Here is a 17491-nt window from a genome sequence, read left to right on the forward strand (position 1 = left end):
ATAAAATTATGACAACTCAAGAAGAAATAAAATATCAGGAAGCTTTAAAAAGAGTCAAAAAAATTAAAGGATTCTATTCTCATGCCGCAGTATATTTGCTAGTAAATATTATGATTGTATTTTTAAATATTAATGATTTAAAAGAAGGTGAAAGCTATTTTCAATTTAAAAATTTCTTAACGGCTTTCTTTTGGGGAATTGGATTGTTATCGCATGGATTATCTGTATTTATGCCAGGTTGGATAATGGGAGAAAACTGGGAAGAGCGAAAAATCAAAGAATTGATGGATAAAGAGAAACAAAATAAAGAAATGTGGCAATAATTAAACATCGAATGTTGAATTTTGAATTAAAAAAACAATGAATATTATAATAGTTGAAGACGAAAAACCAGCGGCGCGTTTATTGCAACGTAAAGTCGAAAAAATGGGATTAGAAGTCAATCTTATGCTTCATTCGGTGGAAGAATCGATTGCTTGGTTTCAAAACAATCCGCATCCCGATTTAATTTTCCTCGACATTCAATTGTCTGATGGTTTATCGTTTGAAATTTTCGAAGCGATTGACATTAAAAGTGCGGTGATTTTCACAACGGCTTATGATGAATATGCGTTGCGTGCTTTCAAACTGAATAGTATCGATTATTTATTGAAACCTATTGACGAAGATGATTTAGAAATTGCCGTTAATAAATTTAAGGCGAGAACTTCTTCACAAAATATTTCGTTGGATTTTGAAGCGATTAAACGAATGTTAGTCAATCCTGCAGAAAAGGAATATAAAAAGCGTTTTTCGGTGAAAATTGGCACGCAATTAAAAGTCATTACTATTGATGAAATTGAGTGTATTTATAGCGAAAACAAAGGCACTTACATTCATACATTAGACAATAGAAATTACTTAATTGATAACTCATTAGAAATTATTGAAAGAGAATTAGATCCGAGTCAGTTTTTTAGAATTAGTCGAAAATTCATCATTCCATTGCATTCTGTGAAAGAAATTCAAATGTATTCGAATTCGCGATTAAAAATTATTTTACCAACTTATAAAGACGACGAAGTAATTGTTGCCCGGGAAAAAGTTTCCGATTTTAAAGATTGGATTGGGTAATTAAAGATTTGTTAAATAGTTATAACACATAGAAATATCTCACTATTTTTGATAAAAAAGTAGATGAGATATTTTCGTTTTATATTAATTTTGGTATTGTTTTCAAGTTTTTCAGTAAAAGCTCAAGACTTAATTACCTTTAAAACCTATGATGAATTAGCAACCTATATCAAGCAAAATAATTCAAAACCATTGGTTATTAATTTCTGGGCTACTTGGTGCGCGCCTTGCGTAAAAGAATTACCATACTTTGAAAAATTAAACCAAGAAAACAAAAATGTAAAAGTTGTTTTAGTGAGTTTAGATTTTGAAAAACAAGTTGAAAGCAAACTGATACCATTCTTAAAAAAGAAAAAATATACTTCTACACCAATTTATTTGGCGGATAAAGACTACAACACTTGGCTTCCTAAAATTGATAAAAACTGGTCGGGTTCCATTCCAGCGACAGTAATTTTTAATCAGGATAAAAAAATCTTTGTAGAACAAGATTTTTCAAGCTTTGAAGAACTAAACACATTCGTAAATCAATCAATAACTAAATAAAAACAATATGAAAAAATTTGGAATTTTAACATTACTAACGGTAATTCTAATGAGTTTTACCAGTATTTCAGGTTACCAACCAGGTGACAAGGCTACCGATTTTAAACTGAAATCTGTAGATGGAAAAATGTACAGCATGTCTGATTATAAAGACGCAAAAGGGTTTATTGTGGTTTTCACTTGTAACCATTGTCCATTCGCAGTTAAATATGAAGATCGAGTTATCGAATTAGCAAAAAAATACAAATCGAAAGGTTATATTTTATTAGCTATTAACCCAAATGATCCAGCAGCTGCACCAGATGACAGTTATGAATTAATGAAAGTTAGAGCAAAAGAAAAAGGCTTCACTTTCCCTTATTTATTTGATGAAGGACAAAAAATTTACCCACAATATGGTGCTACAAAAACGCCACACGTATTTTTATTAGACAAGAATTTAATTGTAAAATATATTGGTGCAATTGATGACAATGTAGAAGATGCTTCAGCAGTAAAAGTAAAATTTTTAGAGAACGCTATTGCTTCTTTAGAAAAAGGACAAGAACCAGAAGTTCCTCTAACAAAAGCAATTGGTTGTACAATTAAAGTAAAAAAATAAGGTTAATCTATTTTTATAAAAAAAAGAGTGAGGACAAAATGTCTTCACTCTTTTTTTTTATGATTTCCAAATGATTGATTCAATAATTCTATTTACTAAATCTATGCAATGTAAACGTCATGGTAGCCAATAAAATAAATGCCATGATTTGATGAGTTAATCCTAACCAAAGTGGCACACTAAATAAAAGTGTAAAAACACCTAATAAAAATTGCAAAAACACAATAATTACTAATAAGTTCAATCCATTTTTTTGTTGCGATGAAAGTGTAAACTTTTTACTTTTGAAATATAAAAACAAAATTAATCCGACAACAACATAAGCCATTGTTCTGTGAACAAATTGCACACCACTTTTACCTTCAGTTAGCCTAAGTAACCACGAATTTTTTTCTAAAATTATACTTTCGTGAAATAATTGTCCATCGCTCATTAATGGCCAATGATTGTGAATTAATCCAGCATTTAACCCCGCTACAAAACCTCCATAAATAATTTGAATGATTAAAAATACAAGAGCAATTCTGGCAATTTTTCTTAAAGGAAGAATGACTTCGTTTTTTGCGGGATAAATAATATCTAAAGCTACCCAAAGTGTGTAAGCAAATGTGATAAAAGCAAAAGTTAAGTGTAAAGAAAGTCGAAAATGACTCACATCTGGATTATCAATTAAACCGCTTTTTACCATAAACCAACCTAAAAACCCTTGAAATGCACCCATTCCTAAAAGAATGACACATTTTTTAATAGTTTCTGAATTTAGTCTTTTCTTAATTAAAAAGTAAACAAAAGGAACAATGAAAACCAAACCAATAATTCTACCGATAAAACGGTGAAACCATTCCCAAAAGTAAATAAACTTATAATCACTTAATTGAAAATCGTTGTGAATATTAATCTTTTGGTATTCGGGAAACTTCTTATATTCCTCAAATGCAGCTTGCCATTTTTCATCTGTTAATGGTGGAAAAGTATCTGTTACCAAATGCCAATCAGTCATTGATAATCCAGAATTTGTTAGTCGGGTAATTCCGCCAACAGTAACCATTATAAATAGTAAAATACAACCTGAAAGTAGCCAATAGATGACTGATTTATTTTGATTCATTTTTTAAAAAAATTTATAGTACAAAAGTACTTGCAATGATGAAATATTTTTGCTTAACAATTGTTAATATGTTATTATATTTATATCTTTTTTAGCCCCATTTTCGCTGCCCTTTTCATCACGAAATCTAAAGCGGGTTTGTATTCATTTGGAATTTCGCCTTCTAAAATCGCTTCTTTAACAGCTTCTTTTAAAACACCAATTTCTCTACAAGGTTTCAAGTTGAAAATTTCCATAATTTCTTCACCAGAAATAGGCGGTTGAAAAACTCTCACTCGGTCCTTCTCCTCTACTTCCACAATTTTCTGACGAACAATTTTAAAGTTGTTATGATATTTTTGAAACTTCTTACTGTTTTTCGTAGTGATATCAGCTTCGCACAAAGTCATTAAATTTTCTACATCTTCACCAGCATCAAAAACCAAACGTCGCACGGCAGAATCAGTTACGATATCTTCCGCTAAAACTATTGGTCGGGAACTCATCATCACCATTTTTTGTACAAACTTCATTTTCTGATTTAATGGCATGTGTAATCTTTCGAAGATTTTCTTCACCATTTTTCCACCTAAAAATTCGTGTCCGTGAAATGTCCAACCTTGTTTTTTATTGAATTTCTTAGTTGGTGCTTTTCCGATATCATGCAATAAGGCCGACCAGCGCAACCAAACGTCATCTGTATTCGGACAAATATTATCCACGACTTCTAACGTGTGATAAAAGTTATTTTTGTGTGTATGACCTTCAACTTCTTCCACATTATTCAATGCGGTTAATTCAGGTAAAATAATATCTAATAAACCTGTTTGAAACAAATGCAAAAATCCAATTGATGGTTTATTTGAAGATAAAATTTTATTTAGTTCATCAACAATTCTTTCTCCAGAAATGATAGAAATTCTGTCTTTGTTATTCGTAATTGAAGCTAAAGATTCACTTTCAATTTCGAAATTCAATTGGGTTGCAAAACGAATCGCACGCATCATTCGCAAAGGATCGTCAGAATACGTAATATCTGGATTTAAAGGTGTTTTTAATATTTTATTTTCCAAATCTGAAACACCATTAAACGGATCAACTAAATCACCAAAATTTTCTGAATTTAGTGAAAAAGCCATGGCGTTAATCGTAAAATCTCTGCGTTCTTGATCGTCTTTTAACGTTCCATCTTCAACAAGTGGATTTCTACTATCGTGAGTGTATGATTCTTTTCTCGCACCCACAAACTCGATATCCATGTCTTTATAACGCAACATAGCCGTTCCGTAGTTTTTAAAAACTTGAACTTTTGGTTTGTTGGGTAATAATTCTGAAACTTTTAAAGCTAATTCGATTCCACTTCCAACAGCAACAATGTCGATGTCTTTTTTATGATTTCTATCTAATAAAATATCACGAACAAAACCGCCAATAACGTAACATTCTAAGTTAAGTTCTTGTGCTGCTTGAGAAATGATTTTGAATATTTTATTTTCTAAATGTTTATTGTAATTCATTTTGTATATTACAGAGAATTCATGGTTTTTATGGCCACGAATTCACGAATGATTTTTACTTTTATATTATTTGCTTTGCAAATTTCGAATTTTCCAAATACTACAAAACAACCCTTTTGTATTCTAAAGAATCATTATTGAAGTTCACAATTATTGCTAATTTACTATTCGATACTTTTAAATAATTCATTGCTTGCGCAATGTGCGAATCTGTAATTGAACTACTACATTTCAATTCTAAGATAATTTTATCAAAGACAACAAAATCAGCATAAAATTTATGCTTCAAAAATATATCTTTGTACTTAACATTATACTCTTTTTCTCTTTCGAAAAAAATCAAAGATTTTTCTAATTCGTATTCAATTGCATCTTTATATACAATTTCAGAAAATCCTTTTCCTAAATTTTTATGAATATCAAACAAGATACCCATCAATTTATAACTTTCGATTTTATAAATGATATTTGACATTTAATTTAAATTAGTGAATTCGTGGCGTATATTTTATTCTCAATATGTATTCTTACAGTATCAATTGACTAATTGTCTAATTGATTTATTGGCTAATTAAATTATCTTCTAATCACTTTAACCTGACTATCCAATGTTAATTTAATAATTGCTGATGGTTTTTTGCAAACTTTATCGCGGTGCAAATTTACAACATAGTCGACTCCTTTTATAATTTCTGGAGAAATTTCTTTGAAATTCATAGGTGTTGGCTTTCCAGAAATATTAGCTGATGTAGAAACCAATGGTCGTTTCATACGTTCCATTAATTTAAAGCAAAATGGTTCTTTGACCAATCTAATTCCAAGTGTATTGTCTTCAGCAATAATATTTTTTGCTACGTTTTTCGGTTGATCTAAAATCAAAGTCGTTGGTCGTTCAGAATTATCTAAAATTTCCCAAGCCACTTCTGGTATTTTGGCAAAAACATTGTACATCATTTTTTCGCCATTCATAAGGCAAATCATACTTTTGGTTTCTTCACGTTGCTTTAGTGCGTAAATCTTCGCAACTGCTTCTTCATTGGAAGCATCGCAACCAATTCCCCAAACGGTATCAGTTGGATATAATATAATTCCGCCATTTTTAATGACTTCGTAAGCGTTATGTACTTCTATATTGATGTCCATCTTAATTTTCAATTGGTTTTAATTCTTTTTTAATTGTTGCAGGAACTCCAGCAACCATGCAATTATCTGGAACATCTTTAGTAACGACTGCACCTGAAGCAACAACAACATTTTTTCCTAGTTTTATTTTCGGAAGAATTATAGCATTCATCCCAACAAAAGTAAAACTTCCAATTTTACAGTGACCTCCAATTTTAGCTCCTGGTGTCAATTCGACAAAATCACCTAAAATTACATCATGTCCAATCATAACCTGTTTATTTATTAAACAACCTTTTCCAGTTTTTATATTTGAAGTGATAATAGCATCCGTCAAAATATTTGCTCCATTCCCAATTTCAATTCCGTAAAATCCGATTTTAGCAAATGGACTGATAACAGAAGTTAACTCGCCACCAAATCCAATAAATTTTTGAGACAATTTATATCTTAGCAAAGGGTTTCCAATTCCGATTACAAATTCTTTGGAAACGTTTTTAAAATAATCAATTGCATCTTCTGGTTTTTTTAAAATATCAAATGTTCCAAATAATTTATCTTCAATATCACTATTCACATCATCATAAAAAACTAAATCTTTTAAATTGTTATTTTGATGAAAAATCTCAAGCATTTCTTTTGCAAAACCTTTAGCTCCAATTACTAACATATACTATTAATTATTTCTGTGATTTGTTTTAGTTGTTCGTTTTCTAATCCTACATACAAAGGCAAACATACTATTCTTGAAGCAATAGATTCCGAAATTGGCATCGTTTCTCCTTTTACAAATTCAATTGTATTTAAAGATGGGTAAAAATATCTTCGTGGAAATATTTCGGCTTCGTTAAGCTTCTTTTGAACCTTTAATAATTCTTCTTCTGAATTAAAAATTACAGGGAAATAACTATAATTCCATTCTGTATTTTCTCTAATTTTCATAGTAGCAAGCGCATCAAAATTTAAATTATTCAGATAAAATTCTACTACTTTTTTTCGTTCACTGAAAATATGATCTAAATTATCAAAAACGGCTAAACCCATAGCAGATTGTAACTCTGAAATTTTGGCATTGATTCCTAAACCATGAAAATCTAAAGGACCTTTATGTCCGAAATTATGGCTGTAAAAAAGTTTATGGTATAAATCTTTATCGTTGCAAAACATCGCACCACCTTCACCTGTATGAAATATTTTAGTAGCATGAAAACTACACGTACTTATATTGCCATAATTGAAAATTGAATTATTGTTATAGGTTACTCCAAAACAATGTGCAGCATCATAAATAACTGATAAATTATGCTTTTTCGCAATTTTTTCGATGGCGTCAACATGACAAGGATTTCCAAAAACGTGAGTCGCTAAAATTGCTGTAGTTTTTGGTGTTATGGCTGCTTCAATTTTTGATTCGTCAATAGATAAATATTCTGGATGAATGTCTACAAAAACGGGTTTGCAATTTTCCCAAATAATTGCCGATGTTGTGGCAACATATGAAAATGGAGTTGTAATAATTTCGCCTTGATTACCTAATAATTTTAGCGCAATTTGTAATGGAATTGTACCATTATTGGTAATAATAATATTATTTATTTTATAAGTTTCTTTAATTTTATTCTCCAACTCTAAGGTTAATTCCCCTCTATTAGTTAGCCAAACTTTTTCCCATGCTCTATTAAGATACGATTGATAAGCTTCAATTGTGGGTAAAAATGTTTTCGTTACGTTTATCATAGTTTAATATCTTCCCACAAAAATAACATATTTCTTTGTACTAACCGCTTATCTCCATTTTTTTTATAGTTTTGTATGTTTACAAAGACAATTTCAATTTGAAATTTTTCATCCTTGAAAAACTGACTGAATTTCATTGAAAAAATCTCATTAATTTAAATTATATAATTTTGACTTTAGAACAAAACACAAATATTTCTGCACAACAAGTATTAAATGCTACTCCACTTGTTTCTATTATCTGTCAAACATTTAACCACGAAAAATTTATTTCAAAAACAATTGATGCTTTCTTAAGTCAGAAAACTGATTTTTTGTTTGAAATTATAATTCATGATGACGCTTCTACTGATGGAACAAAAGATGTTATTGCAAAATATCATGAAAAATATCCTGACCTAATTGTACCCATTTATCAGAAAGAAAATAAATATTCAAAAAAAATAAATATTTGGTCGCACTTTACATTTCCAGCAGCTAAAGGTAAATATATAGCGCTTTGTGAAGGTGATGATTATTGGATTGATGACTTAAAACTGCAAAAACAAGTTGATTTTTTAGAAAAAAATGAAAATTTTTCAGTTTGTTGGACCGATTTTGAAAACATTAAAGGTGGTGAGTTCTTTAAAAACAATTTTAATGAAATATTACCTAAAGAATATAAAATGGATTTTGAAAATGCATTTGGTCCATATTGCACTTATTCTTTAACCTGTATGTTTAGAAAAGATGCTGTTGATGTTGAATTCTTAAAAACATTTAAGAACATTAAGGACAATACTTTATATTCTGTCTTGTTAAGTAAAGGAAATGGTGCCTTTTTAAATTACGAAACAGCCGTTTACAGATTACATGAAGGTGGTGTTTATTCTATGCAACCTTTTTTCTTTCAACGTTACTCTTCTTATAAAAACTTAAAAGAAATAATTGAAAAAATTCCTGAATCGAGAACTAAGAATATTTATAAAATTAAGTTTGAGTTACTTCAAGATGCAGCATTTGAAGTATTAAAAATTTACAAATCAAACATAAAATTAAGCAATGACCATAAAGAATGCATTCAATTTTATATTTCTGAAGCGAAGTTTACTAAAAAAATAAAGTTTATTTTAAAATTTGTGCTTTATACTTTTACTAGAATATTTAAGTCAAAAAAATAATTATTACTAAGAAAAAATAAGTTTAAACTTTAATTTTAAAATTCTTCTAAGTTGTCGCCAATTAAGCACACTGTACGAAAACAATTGATTTTGCAACAAACTATTTAATACTGGTTTTGATTTTGATTTTATTACAATTTCGATCCATTTATTTAATATTATTTTGTTGAATATTTTTTCTGGAAACAAATGCTTTTTATTATTTGTAGTAAGTATTGATTCAAAAAACAGACTAATATTTTCCTTTTTTATTGTGCTGATGTCATAAGTAAAAAAGGAATATGGAATTTCTAACAAATTAGAATCTAATTCAAAAGGCTTGTATATATCTTTCAAAATAGCATTTTCAGAATAGTTCATTTTTTCTAATTTGGTTTTAGAAACACTGGCACTATGATTTCTATAATCTACTAATTTAAAAGGCAGATTTGCTACTTTAAATTGTTGTGAAATTCTGAATAAAAACTCATAATCTTCAGATAAAATATCTGTTCTATATTCGCCAATTGTTTTTACTTTTTCTAAATCGAACATTACGGATGAATGCACAAATTGATTCGCAAAAAGTAAATTAACTGCTATTTCATCATGTTCTTTTGCGTGAGTAATAGCACCAATTATTTCACTTTTATCGTTAATAATATTTGCATCTGAGCCACATGCAGCGTATGATAAATTTTCTTTAAGAAACTTAACTTGATATTCTAATCTTCTAGAATCTGCAATATCATCACAATCTAAAACTGCTAAAAACTTTGTTTTAGTTTCATGCAAGCCTCTATTTCTAGTTTTATTTATACCTAAATTGGTTTCGTTATGAAGCAATTTAATTCTACTATCATTAAAAGATTCAATAATTTGTACACTAGAATCTGTGGAAGCATCATTAATAATAAGCAATTCAAATTGAGAATATGTTTGCGATAAAACACTAGAAATAGATTCTTTTAAGTATTCACTACCATTATAAACGGGCATAAATACTGTTACTTCCATATTTTCATTTGATGCTATTTCCATTTCTTTTAATTAAAAAATAATTCTTTATATTTTCTCACATATTCTTCTTCAGAATACACTTCTTTTATTGAATTATAAGCATTTTTACTTAACTCGCTTAATTTCGTTTTATTTGAATTTAACGCAATTAATTCAGTAACAAAATCATCAACTATTTTTGAATCTTCCTGATTGTTATCAATTAAAATTCCGTTGTTATTTTGTTCATTTATTAAAGATGGAATTTCCCCAACATTAGTAGACATTGGGACCATTCCGTACGCCATACCTTCCAAAATTACCATTGGTAAGCCTTCTCGTCTTGAAGTAATCATGATAACATCACCATTTTTATAATGTTGAATAAGAACTTCTTTTTCTTTTATTTCATCAACAAATTCTACATTTTCCAACAAATTGTCTTTCTTGAAATTCGAAAAATCACCAATTAATTTAAATTTTAATTCCTTATTTATTTCGAGCATTTTTCTGGCTATTTCAATGAAAATTCCTGGTCTTTTTTCACCGCTATCTCTACCAACAAACAATACAACTAAATTGTCATTGAACTGTTTATCATAACTATCAGGAATTGATACTTTATTATTAATTATGACAATGTTATCATTCAAATCGCTGTTTATATTTTTATTCTGGTATAAGTTTATAAAATCGTTTTTGGTTTTAGCTCCTAAAACTACTCGTTTGTTAATTCTAGAAACATAAGGTAAACTATAAATTTCTGCAGCCCAACTTTCATTATCGGAAAACGCATGAATTAAATCTACAATTTTCACATGCTTATCTAAATATGGGATTAAATCGTAAAAAAGTAATGAATTACAACCAAAAATAATTGGATTTTGTTTTTCATTAATTTGCTTAGCTATTTTCTTTAAAAAGAAAGCTTTAAACTTCTTTTTAGACAATTTTCTTAGATGAATTATTGTGGCTAAATTTTCAAATTCTTCTTTAAAATGGTCCTTTGATTTTTCTGTAATGAAGCAAATTGGATTGAACTCCTTAAAAACTTTTAATATATCAATATGCACTCTTTCGGCTCCACCAATATGATAAAAAGGGAAGAAAAAGAAAATTTCTGTATTTTGGATGTTCGTTTTATGTTTACTATCAAAAAGAAATTTGACATAATCCCATCTATAATTCAACGCCATAGGTTGTTATACTATTTAAAAATTTTATTGAATATTTTTCTATACCAAATATTATTATACTTGTTTTTATACTTTACAGCATCATTATTTTGCTTCATTAAATTGGAAATACTAAACTCATTTTCTTTAAAAAAACTATAATGCTTATTGTAAATATACAATCTTGATGCATCTTGAACATCATCAACTTTATTTAATGTTGTTAACGATTTAGAATTCTTGATTTTTCTATATTTATATAAAATTTTTGGGATTCTATAAACTGAATTTTTGTTTTTCGTGATAGTAATCCAAAGATCCCAATCTTCTAAATATTTCAAATTAGAATCGAACATTCCAGCTTTCAAAAACTCTTCTCTTTTAATCATAGCAAAAATCGGAATACAGTTTTCGCTTATGAAATTTTTCATGTTATACTCTGGTAATATCCATTCTCCTTTTTTGTCTCCGAAAAATTCTGCACGAGAATAAACTAATTGCAATTGATTATTTTGTTCAAAAGCAGCAACGTATTCTTCAATAAAATTTTGATAAATAACATCATCCGCATCAATAAAAACTAAATAAAACCCTTTTGCAGCTAATGCGCCTTGATTTCTAGAATAAGAAGGTCCGCTATTTTCTTGTAATATTGAGGAAACCGTTTTATTTTCAGAAGTTATTTTATTAATTATACTTTCAGAATTGTCTTTAGAACCATCATTTACTATAATTATTTCAATATTATCATACGTTTGTCCTAATAATGAATCAATTGTTTCTTTAATTGTAGATTCATTATTGTAACACGGAACTATAATTGATACTAATTTTTTATTTGTCATAATTAAGATTAAAAACAGTTACTATCCAATTTCTAATATGATATTTATTAATTATATTTTCTGGATAAACAGCATCAGAAAAAACAATATTTTCATTTGTATTTGAAATCACTTTAATTTTATTTGCTTCAAAAATATCATACGTTTCAATTGATTTATTGTTAGTAATTACATTTTTTTGCAAACCAATCGCTTCAAAAATTCGGAAACTTAAACCCGATTGGTTATCTCTAACTAAATCGACTATAGTTTCACTTTCATTATACATTTTCAAGGTTTCGTTTTGATTGAATCTGTTTTTTTTGAAAACTATATTTTTATTTTTCCCTAAGAATAATTGTTTCAATTGATTCACGAATGCTTTTTTTCCAATAGCATAAAATTTAAACGATTGCTTTTGTTTTTTTAAATTCTCCCCAAAATCGTTCAAATATTTTAATCTATTATCAATAGAACCGATGTAAATAAAATTTTGTTTTGGTAAAACGGAAACATTTGGTTTATCAAAATAAATATAATTGGTAATTGGTAAAAAACCATAAGTTGAAATATCACCTTTATCAAATGAGAATATTTCATCAAAAATTCCTTCTAATAGATGTTTTACAGGACATCTAGAAACACTATCATAAAGATATGCTATGTATTTATCTGTAAATTTTTTAATTTCAAGATGATATTCTTTGTCAATTAATTCCGGATTAATAACTAAAATTTGATTTTGATTTCCGTTTTCTTTCAACATTTCAAGAATATAATCTTGACGTTTTTTTAATTTTGGATTTTTGCCTAAAAAAACTTTACTAAAAGTATTTTGAACGCGTTCCCAAGTATTTTTATATTTAAAATTGCCAATTTTTATATGAAAACTATCTACTCCATACTCATTTAAAGCAGTTACAATATGCTTATCATAATTCCAATGATCAAAACTGATAACACAAATTTTTTGTTTCATAGATGCTTCCAATTATTTAAATATCTTATTCCAAAAAGTTTGAAAAAAACCATCTTTAGCTTGCTGATTTACATCAAAATTGTTGATTTTATAAACCAATTCTTTCTCTAATATTTTAGAAAATGCAGGAGCAGTTAAATATTGATCATAGATTTCTCTACATTTCAATTGTGCATTTATAACATCTGAATCGCTTTTATTTTCCCACCAAAGAACAATTTTTTCCGCAAGCGCAGTTTCGTTCTTAGCTCTTATAATTACATCATCCCAGTTGATTACATCCTCAAACGGAAAAACCATATCTGAATCAATTAAAACAGGAATTCTTCCTAAAGATAACGCTTGGTAAAATCGAATCGCGAAATTTCCTCTTCCTCTGTTACAAATTGTAAAATGTGAATTAATTAGATTTTGAATGTAGTCATTTTTTAGTTGCTCGTCATTTGGTTTACCAGCCCAAAAGCCTTTTCTTAAAATAAAATCGGTTTCAATGCCTTTATTTTGGTCCATTGCTTTTATGGTTGATAACCTTTTTCCGATATTTTTTTCAACATTACCACAAAAACCAACTTTAGGTTTAGGAGTTTTACTTAATGGCGCTTCTGGTTTATCGTAACATTCCCAAATATAGGGTAATAAAACTTCGTTGTTATTTTTTTTGCTTTTGTATAATGAAGTTCTGTATAAAATTACATTAATAGGAATATTAAATGTTTTGGTATTATCAGAAACTAAAAATATCAAAACTAATTTATTTAGGTTTTTATAACTATTAATTCTTTTTTGAATTTCTTTAGTATCATAAAGACCTACTTCAAGTTTTGAGCTTACAATAATATCACAATTTTCAATAGAAGATTCTACATAATTGAAATTCTCAGATATTGTTTCTTTAGCAATACTTCCTCCTTCAAAAAAAAATTTAAGCTTATTTTCCTCCATTTATTGTAAATATTATATGCAAATATAAATATATTAGTATAGAATAATATTATTAATTTACACCAAAATCAATTAAAGTTTAATAGTTTTGTATCACATTATAATAAAAATGGATTTAAAAACACAAGAAATAATAAACCTTGCCAAAAAAAGCAGTACAGATTTTATTGTTGGAACTAGAAACAGCATTAAACTATTGGACTATAATGGTAAAGTTTTAAGCATTAAAACGTTTAAAACACCTGCTTTTTTTATTGGTTTTATATATAAATTTTTTAGACCTTCTAAAGCTAAAAGATCCTATTTACACGCAAAACATTTACTATCAAAAGGCATTGGAACTCCTAATCCTGTTGGGTATTTAGAAAATCAAAATAGTTTTCAGCTTTTAGACAGTTATTACATTTGTGAACATTTAGAAGCCAACTATATTTTTAAAGATTTATTTCCATTACCCTTAAAAATTTCAGAACCAATTTTAAAACAATTTGCTCAATTTTGCTTTAAAATGCATGAAAATGGAATTGAATTTTTAGATCATTCACCAGGAAATACTTTGATAAAAAAAATTGACGAAACTAATTTCGAATTTTATTTGGTTGATTTAAACAGAATGAAGTTTCACAACACAAAAATGAGTATTTCTGATAGAATGAAAAACATCTGCAGAATAACTCCAGGATTACCTTTCATTGAAATAATTAGCAAAGAATATGCAAGAGTTGCAAACCTTCCAGAAAAAGAAGTTTTTGATTTGCTACACAAACATTCTTCAGAATTTTTCAAAAAATTTGATAATAAGAAAAAGTTGAAAAAATATTTAAAATTCAAATAATTATGATTTCAAAGATATTCAACAACAGAAAATTAATCATTTCTATTTGGGTTTTATTAGCTTTTGTTTCGGCAATTAAGCAATATTTAAGGGGAAACCACAACAATTACCTTATCTTTAAAAATGTATTTTATCATACTTTAGAGCAGAAATCTTTATACACAACTTATCCAGATTTGTATTTTGATCACAACCATTATGGACCAATTTTTAGTTTATTTATTGCACCATTTGCGATTTTACCCGATGCAGCAGGAATGGTTTTATGGTGTGTGTTTAATGCGGTAGTTTTGGTTTATGCGATTAGTCAAATTAAGTTAGAATCGAGCAAAATAAATTTAATCCTTTGGATTTGCGCTCACGAATTTTTGACTGCTATTTTAGGTCAACAATTTAATCCGATAATGACAAGTATTATCATTTTGGCTTATGTTTTAATTGAAAAAGAGAAAGATTTCTGGTCGGCTTGTTTGATTATTTTAGGAACATTTATAAAACTATACGGAATCGTTGGTTTAGCTTTTTTCTTCTTTTCGAAAAATAAAATCAAATTTATAGGTTCATTAGCCTTTTGGTCTGTTGTGTTTTTTGTGCTTCCAATGGCTATTTCATCACCAGATTTCATCATAAATAGTTATTCGGAATGGTTCGCAAGACTTGTAGAAAAAAACAATGAAAATGCTTCATTAACTTCTATGCAAGACATCTCTATTATGGGAATGTTTAGAAAAGTTTTAAATATGCCTCATCTTTCAAATCTGTTATTTTTAGCTCCAGGAATTCTTCTTTTTGGATTGCCTTATTTAAGATTCAGTATGTTTTCCGACAAAAAATTTCAATTATTATTATTGTCTTCAGTATTAATTTTTACAGTTATTTTTAGTTCTGGATCTGAAAGTCCAACTTATATTATTGCCTTTGCTGGTGTAGCTATTTGGTTTGTCATTCAAGAAGAGAAAACAAAATGGACTTGGTTTTTATTTATTTTCGCTATGATATTGACTAGTTTTTCACCATCAGATTTAATTCCGAAGTTTTTAAGAGAAACATATGTCAAACCATATGCTTTAAAAGCCTTACCTTGTATTATAATTTGGTTTCAAATTACATATGAATTACTGACAATCAAAAAAACAACCAATCAATCTATTGCAAATGAATAAATCTATAGCCATAGTTATCCCATCTTATAATGAAGCAACTAACATTGATGTTTTAGTAAAAGCATTGAATGAAACGGTTACAAATTTAAGTTATGATTTTAAATTTGTTTTTGTTGATGACGGTTCAAGTGACGATACGATTGCCATTTTAAAAGAAAAATCGAAATTACAGGATAATATTTTCTATGTAGAATTATCACGTAATTTCGGTCACCAAAATGCTCTAAAAGCTGGAATTGATTTAGTAAAAAACAATGCAGATGCCATTATTTCTATGGATGGAGACATGCAACATCCTCCGAAAATTATTCCCGAATTAATCCGAAAATGGGAAGAAGGTTACGAAGTGGTTTATACAATTAGAGAAGAAGACAAAAAACTATCTTACTTTAAAAACAAAAGTTCGAATATGTTTTACGGTTTAATGAATAAACTTTCCGACATCAAATTTGAGCCAGGAACTGCCGATTTTAGACTTATTGACAAAAAAGTAGCTCAAGTATTTTCAGATTTTAGTGAAAACGAATTATTTATTAGAGGTATAATTAATTGGGTGGGGTTTAAACAATTTGCTGTAAATTATGAACCTAACGAAAGATTTTCAGGAAAAAGTAAATATACATTCGGAAAAATGATGCGTTTCGCGATTCAAGGAATTACTTCTTTTAGCACGAAACCGCTTTCAATGGCAATTATTCTAGGAATTAGTTTATCGGTTTTTGCTTTTATCTTTTATATCGGATATGTGATATATAGCATTTATTATGGTCATGTGATTTCAGGTTGGGCTTCCGTTATTACTACAGTTGTATTTTTCGGAGGATTGAATCTTGTGGTTTTAGGAATTATTGGTGTTTATATTGGAAAATTATTTATGCAATCTAAAGGAAGACCAAATTATTTAATAAGCAATACCAACTACAAATGATTTTACTAAGTTTTGATATAGAAGAATTTGATATGCCTTTTGAATATAATAAAGACATATCATTTGAAAAACAAATAGAAGTTTCTAGATTTGGTACGACTACAATTTTAGACATTTTAAAAAAGCATAAAATAAAAGCTACATTCTTTTCAACAGTTGTTTTTGCTAAAGAAGTGCCCGATTTAATAAAACGAATTATTGATGAAGGTCATGAATTGGCTTCACATACTTATTATCATAGTAATTTTAAAGTCGAACATCTAAAAGAATCAAAAGACGCTTTAGAAGAATTATCAGGCAGTGAAGTTATCGGATTTCGTATGCCAAGAATGTATCCAGTTGATGAACGTGAAATTGAGAAAGCTGGTTATAAATATAATTCATCTATAAATCCGACTTATTTGCCAGGAAGATATAATCATTTTGATAAACCTAGAACCTTTTTCAAATTACATAATGTTTGGCAAATTCCTGCTTCTGTAAGTCCGATTGTGCGTTTTCCTTTATTCTGGTTATCGTTTCATAACTTACCGATGCCGATTTATCTTTTTTTATCGAAAATCACCTATAAAAAAGACAGTTATTTGAATATCTATTTTCATCCATGGGAATTTACGCAACTAAATGACAAAGAAGCGTATAATTTTCCAAATTATGTCAGTAAAAACTCTGGCGATAAAATGACAGAAAGATTAAACCAATTTATCCAATCTATGAAGGAAAAAAAATATATATTTGGGACTTTCAAAGAATTTTTGGTTCAAAAGAATTTAAAGTAATACTG

The 17491-nt window shown here is 28.2% G+C and carries 20 protein-coding genes; 9 read left to right on the plus strand and 11 right to left on the minus strand.

Annotated elements, in window-relative coordinates; genetic code table 11:
• The first annotated feature begins 8 nt into the window (after positions 1 to 8).
• From BMX42_RS02105 to BMX42_RS02120, 4 genes are all read left to right on the plus strand, one after another.
• On the plus strand, positions 9 to 323 hold the full coding sequence (locus tag BMX42_RS02105; protein ID WP_091307786.1) for a 2TM domain-containing protein: 315 nt from the start codon (positions 9 to 11) through the stop codon (positions 321 to 323).
• Between the two features lie 37 nt (positions 324 to 360).
• Positions 361 to 1113: a LytR/AlgR family response regulator transcription factor gene (locus BMX42_RS02110; protein WP_091307788.1), complete on the plus strand. Its 753-nt coding sequence runs from the start codon at positions 361 to 363 to the stop codon at positions 1111 to 1113.
• 63 nt (positions 1114 to 1176) lie between these two features.
• Positions 1177 to 1659: a TlpA family protein disulfide reductase gene (locus BMX42_RS02115; protein WP_091307791.1), complete on the plus strand. Its 483-nt coding sequence runs from the start codon at positions 1177 to 1179 to the stop codon at positions 1657 to 1659.
• 7 nt (positions 1660 to 1666) lie between these two features.
• Positions 1667 to 2260: a thioredoxin family protein gene (locus BMX42_RS02120; protein WP_091307794.1), complete on the plus strand. Its 594-nt coding sequence runs from the start codon at positions 1667 to 1669 to the stop codon at positions 2258 to 2260.
• 88 nt (positions 2261 to 2348) lie between these two features.
• Here the strand turns inward: BMX42_RS02120 and BMX42_RS02125 are convergent, their stop codons facing one another.
• The 6 genes from BMX42_RS02125 to BMX42_RS02150 all read right to left on the minus strand — a co-directional run bounded on the left by BMX42_RS02125 (position 2349) and on the right by BMX42_RS02150 (position 7723).
• Entirely contained in the window at positions 2349 to 3368 is a 1020-nt protein-coding gene (locus BMX42_RS02125) for a COX15/CtaA family protein (protein ID WP_091307799.1), read from the minus strand.
• Positions 3369 to 3448: 80 nt separating this feature from the next.
• Positions 3449 to 4864, minus strand: coding sequence for a CCA tRNA nucleotidyltransferase (locus BMX42_RS02130; protein ID WP_091307803.1), 1416 nt, complete (start codon positions 4862 to 4864; stop codon positions 3449 to 3451).
• A 100-nt stretch (positions 4865 to 4964) separates the two neighbouring features.
• Complete coding sequence (locus tag BMX42_RS02135) at positions 4965 to 5339, minus strand: GxxExxY protein (RefSeq protein ID WP_091307807.1); 375 nt, start codon at positions 5337 to 5339, stop codon at positions 4965 to 4967.
• 101 nt (positions 5340 to 5440) lie between these two features.
• Entirely contained in the window at positions 5441 to 6007 is a 567-nt protein-coding gene (locus BMX42_RS02140) for an L-threonylcarbamoyladenylate synthase (RefSeq protein ID WP_091307811.1), read from the minus strand.
• A gap of 1 nt (position 6008) precedes the next feature.
• Positions 6009 to 6656 (minus strand): acetyltransferase, encoded by a 648-nt coding sequence (locus BMX42_RS02145; RefSeq protein ID WP_091307815.1) that lies wholly within the window; start codon positions 6654 to 6656, stop codon positions 6009 to 6011.
• Positions 6650 to 7723, minus strand: coding sequence for a DegT/DnrJ/EryC1/StrS family aminotransferase (locus BMX42_RS02150; protein ID WP_091307818.1), 1074 nt, complete (start codon positions 7721 to 7723; stop codon positions 6650 to 6652). The genes BMX42_RS02145 and BMX42_RS02150 overlap by 7 nt, the downstream gene beginning before the upstream one ends.
• A 170-nt stretch (positions 7724 to 7893) precedes the next feature.
• Here BMX42_RS02150 and BMX42_RS02155 point away from each other — a divergent pair, with 170 nt between their 5' ends.
• Positions 7894 to 8883, plus strand: a complete 990-nt coding sequence (locus tag BMX42_RS02155) for a glycosyltransferase (RefSeq protein ID WP_177169100.1) — start codon at positions 7894 to 7896, stop codon at positions 8881 to 8883.
• Positions 8884 to 8889: 6 nt separating this feature from the next.
• Here BMX42_RS02155 and BMX42_RS02160 read toward each other — a convergent pair whose 3' ends face one another.
• From BMX42_RS02160 to BMX42_RS02180, 5 genes are read right to left on the minus strand one after another with little or no spacing between them, the layout of a single operon-like run.
• Positions 8890 to 9903 carry a glycosyltransferase family 2 protein gene (locus BMX42_RS02160; protein ID WP_091307825.1) on the minus strand — a complete coding sequence of 338 codons (1014 nt, stop codon included), beginning with the start codon at positions 9901 to 9903 and terminating at the stop codon, positions 8890 to 8892.
• Between the two features lie 5 nt (positions 9904 to 9908).
• Positions 9909 to 11057, minus strand: a complete 1149-nt coding sequence (locus BMX42_RS02165) for a glycosyltransferase family 4 protein (RefSeq protein ID WP_091307829.1) — start codon at positions 11055 to 11057, stop codon at positions 9909 to 9911.
• A gap of 11 nt (positions 11058 to 11068) precedes the next feature.
• The gene (locus BMX42_RS02170) at positions 11069 to 11881 is read right to left on the minus strand and encodes a glycosyltransferase family 2 protein (protein WP_091307833.1); all 813 of its coding nucleotides are present in this window, start codon (positions 11879 to 11881) and stop codon (positions 11069 to 11071) included.
• A complete protein-coding gene (locus tag BMX42_RS02175; protein WP_091308789.1) occupies positions 11871 to 12839 on the minus strand; it encodes a WaaS/CpsH family glycosyltransferase in 969 nt (322 codons plus the stop codon). Before BMX42_RS02175 ends, BMX42_RS02170 begins: the two co-directional genes overlap by 11 nt.
• A gap of 12 nt (positions 12840 to 12851) precedes the next feature.
• Entirely contained in the window at positions 12852 to 13781 is a 930-nt protein-coding gene (locus BMX42_RS02180; RefSeq protein ID WP_091307836.1) for an exostosin domain-containing protein, read from the minus strand.
• Between the two features lie 109 nt (positions 13782 to 13890).
• Between BMX42_RS02180 and BMX42_RS02185 the strand changes: the two genes are divergently transcribed.
• The 4 genes from BMX42_RS02185 to BMX42_RS02200 are packed head-to-tail and all read left to right on the plus strand — an operon-like array spanning position 13891 to position 17486.
• A complete protein-coding gene (locus BMX42_RS02185; protein WP_091307840.1) occupies positions 13891 to 14616 on the plus strand; it encodes a lipopolysaccharide kinase InaA family protein in 726 nt (241 codons plus the stop codon).
• Between the two features lie 2 nt (positions 14617 to 14618).
• Positions 14619 to 15779, plus strand: a complete 1161-nt coding sequence (locus BMX42_RS02190; RefSeq protein WP_091307844.1) for a glycosyltransferase family 87 protein — start codon at positions 14619 to 14621, stop codon at positions 15777 to 15779.
• On the plus strand, positions 15772 to 16707 hold the full coding sequence (locus tag BMX42_RS02195; protein ID WP_091307848.1) for a glycosyltransferase family 2 protein: 936 nt from the start codon (positions 15772 to 15774) through the stop codon (positions 16705 to 16707). Before BMX42_RS02190 ends, BMX42_RS02195 begins: the two co-directional genes overlap by 8 nt.
• The gene (locus BMX42_RS02200) at positions 16704 to 17486 is read left to right on the plus strand and encodes a polysaccharide deacetylase family protein (RefSeq protein ID WP_091307852.1); all 783 of its coding nucleotides are present in this window, start codon (positions 16704 to 16706) and stop codon (positions 17484 to 17486) included. The genes BMX42_RS02195 and BMX42_RS02200 overlap by 4 nt, the downstream gene beginning before the upstream one ends.
• The last annotated feature ends 5 nt before the right edge of the window (positions 17487 to 17491 follow it).

Origin of the sequence: Flavobacterium terrigena (assembly GCF_900108955.1) — a bacterium.
In the GTDB taxonomy this organism is placed as follows: Bacteria; Bacteroidota; Bacteroidia; order Flavobacteriales; family Flavobacteriaceae; genus Flavobacterium; species Flavobacterium terrigena.